The sequence below is a fragment of the Streptomyces sp. genome, assembly GCF_050698815.1.
In the GTDB taxonomy this organism is placed as follows: domain Bacteria; phylum Actinomycetota; class Actinomycetes; order Streptomycetales; family Streptomycetaceae; genus Streptomyces.
The window spans coordinates 1-2,638 of record NZ_JBOHCV010000160.1; the positions used below are offsets into that span (position 1 = coordinate 1).

The following is a 2,638-nucleotide window of genomic DNA, read 5'->3' on the forward strand; positions in this document are numbered from 1 at the left end:
GTGCGAGCGCCGCCGCCGCTCGGCCGAGGGCGCCGGGTCCCGTCATGGTCGCGCTCGCGCCCGCCGGAGTTTCCGTGGCCGGCTGCGCGGCCATCGGTGCCATCGCGTCGGTGCGGGGCAGTGGGACACCGAAGACGGGCAGCAGCCGGGCGGGGCCGGCGCGCAGCAGTTCCGCCGGAAGCAGCGAGAGCGGGTCGACATACCGCTCACCCCGCCGCACGCCCCAGTGCAGGCATCCCCCGCCGCAGTGGAACCCTTCGTCCGCCAGGGTGGCGACCGTTTCGCCCGCGCGGACCTTCTCGCCCTTACGCACGGAGGGGCGCACCGGCTCGTATGTCGTACGGAGGGGTGGTTCTCCCGTCCCCGACAGCTCGATCGAGAGCACGCCGCGCCCCGCGACCCGGCCGGCGAAGGAGACCCGCCCGTCCGCGACGGCGCGCACCGGCCGGCCCGGGCGGGCGGCGAGGTCCACACCACGATGACCGGCGGCCCAGGGGTCGGCGGGCGGCTCCCAGCCGCGTGACACCAGCGGCCGTACGGCCCCCGCGCCGCCCTCGACGGGCCAGACCCGGCTGCCGTCCGGCTCGGCGGCGGAGCGCACGCCCCGCCCGTACCCGGAGTGCGCGAGCGCCGGTGAGGCCACCGCGGCGCTGCTGAGCGTCGCGACCGCCGCACCGAGCGCCACACAGATCACCCGCAGGGCGGTCGTCCGCAACTTCGTCATCCCGGCCGCACCGCCATCCCGCATCACCTTCCGTCCATCGCCCGTCACCAGCCACCGCACGGTCTGTGGTCTGTGCTGCTGTCGCGCAGCCCACACAGACGATCGCGCACCGTCGCCGGCCGCGGGGGTCATGGTGGATTTCCGTGGACAGTCAGACAGTTGTGGACAAGTCCGTCACCCACACGTGTGGTGGGTGTGGTGCGAAGGGGGCTCTTCCGGATGGACCGCCGCCCCACCGGAAGCGGGCCCTCCCGCCGCGGGACTGCCGGCCGTCCCGGTCCCGTACACTGCTGGTGGCGGCCCGGGTCACCGGGCTGACTTCGCACGTCTCGCCACCCTGACCCGGTGGCCGCGCATCTCGGTCCCGGAAGGGCCCCCTCACAGGGCCTCCCGGGCACAGCGCGACAGAGGCGTCAGGCAAGCGATGGCCATCCCGGCCACCGCTGACGACAACCGAGTAACTCAAGGAGAACGGCCATGGCCGTCGTCACGATGCGGGAGCTGCTGGAGAGCGGCGTCCACTTCGGGCACCAGACCCGGCGCTGGAACCCGAAGATGAAGCGCTTCATCTTCACCGAGCGCAACGGCATTTACATCATCGACGTGCTCCAGTCGCTGTCGTACATCGACCGCGCCTACGAGTTCGTCAAGGAGACCGTCGCGCACGGCGGCTCCGTCATGTTCGTCGGCACCAAGAAGCAGGCCCAGGAGGCCATCGCCGAGCAGGCCACCCGCGTGGGCATGCCCTACGTGAACCAGCGCTGGCTCGGCGGCATGCTGACCAACTTCTCGACCGTCTACAAGCGCCTCCAGCGCCTGAAGGAGCTCGAGCAGATCGACTTCGAGGATGTGGCCGCCTCCGGCCTCACCAAGAAGGAGCTCCTGGTCCTCTCCCGTGAGAAGGCCAAGCTGGAGAAGACTCTGGGCGGTATCCGCGAGATGCAGAAGGTGCCCAGCGCCGTCTGGATCGTGGACACCAAGAAGGAGCACATCGCCGTCGGTGAGGCGCGCAAGCTGAACATCCCGGTGGTCGCGATCCTGGACACCAACTGTGACCCGGACGAGGTCGACTACCCGATCCCGGGCAACGACGACGCGATCCGGTCTGCCGCGCTGCTGACCAAGGTTGTCGCCGAAGCGGCCGCGGCCGGTCTGCTGGCCCGCTCGGGACGCAACGGTGCCGCGGTCGAGGGCCAGGACAAGCCCGAGCCGGGCGTTGCGTCCGACGAGCCCCTGGCGGAGTGGGAGAAGGAGCTGCTGTCCGGGTCCGATACCGCCTCCGCGGATGCCGAGCAGGACACCGCGAGCGTCGAGGTTGCGGCCGAGCAGACCGCCGCCTCCTGACCCGTCCTTCAGCAGCCACCTACTCAATCCGCGCGTACCCGAAAGGAACGAAGACGCACGATGGCGAATTACACCGCGGCAGACGTGAAGCGCCTCCGCGAGCTCACCGGTGCCGGCATGATGAACTGCAAGAAGGCGCTGGAAGAGAACGACGGCGACTTCGAGAGGGCCGTTGAGTTTCTCCGCATCAAGGGCGCCAAGGACGTCGGCAAGCGCGCCGAGCGCGCCACCGCCGAGGGCCTTGTCGCCGGTGCCGGCGGCGTGCTGATCGAGCTCGACTCCGAGACCGACTTCGTCGCCAAGAACGAGGACTTTCAGCAGCTCGCGGCCAAGATCGTCGAGGCAGCCACTGCCGCCAAGACCAACGATGTCGAGACGCTGAAGGCCGTTGAGCTGGACGGCAAGACCGTGAACGACGCGGTGCAGGAGCTGGCCGTGCGGATCGGCGAGAAGCTCGAGCTGCGCCGCGTGGTGTCTTTCGACGGCACCACCGAGACCTACCTGCACCGCCGTGGCGCCGGACTCCCGCCTGCCGTCGGCGTGCTCATCGAGTACACCGGTGACAGCGCC

Annotated in this window: 3 protein-coding genes; 2 read left to right on the plus strand and 1 reads right to left on the minus strand. The window is 70.3% G+C overall.

Annotated elements, in window-relative coordinates:
• The coding region (locus ACRDP3_RS06135) for a murein hydrolase activator EnvC family protein (RefSeq protein ID WP_431515791.1) at positions 1 to 724 on the minus strand (724 nt) is incomplete at its 3' end.
• 477 nt (positions 725 to 1,201) lie between these two features.
• Between ACRDP3_RS06135 and rpsB the strand changes: the two genes are divergently transcribed.
• Together rpsB and tsf are read left to right on the plus strand one after the other, a co-directional pair.
• Positions 1,202 to 2,068, plus strand: a complete 867-nt coding sequence (gene rpsB, locus ACRDP3_RS06140) for a 30S ribosomal protein S2 (RefSeq protein ID WP_431515792.1) — start codon at positions 1,202 to 1,204, stop codon at positions 2,066 to 2,068.
• A 60-nt stretch (positions 2,069 to 2,128) separates the two neighbouring features.
• The coding region (gene tsf, locus ACRDP3_RS06145; RefSeq protein WP_431515793.1) for a translation elongation factor Ts at positions 2,129 to 2,638 on the plus strand (510 nt) is incomplete at its 3' end.

Excerpts from the sequence above, each read along its gene's own strand:
- rpsB (WP_431515792.1), top strand. The coding sequence starts at position 1,202 with ATGGCCGTCGTCACGATGCGGGAGCTGCTGGAGAGCGGCGTCCACTTC.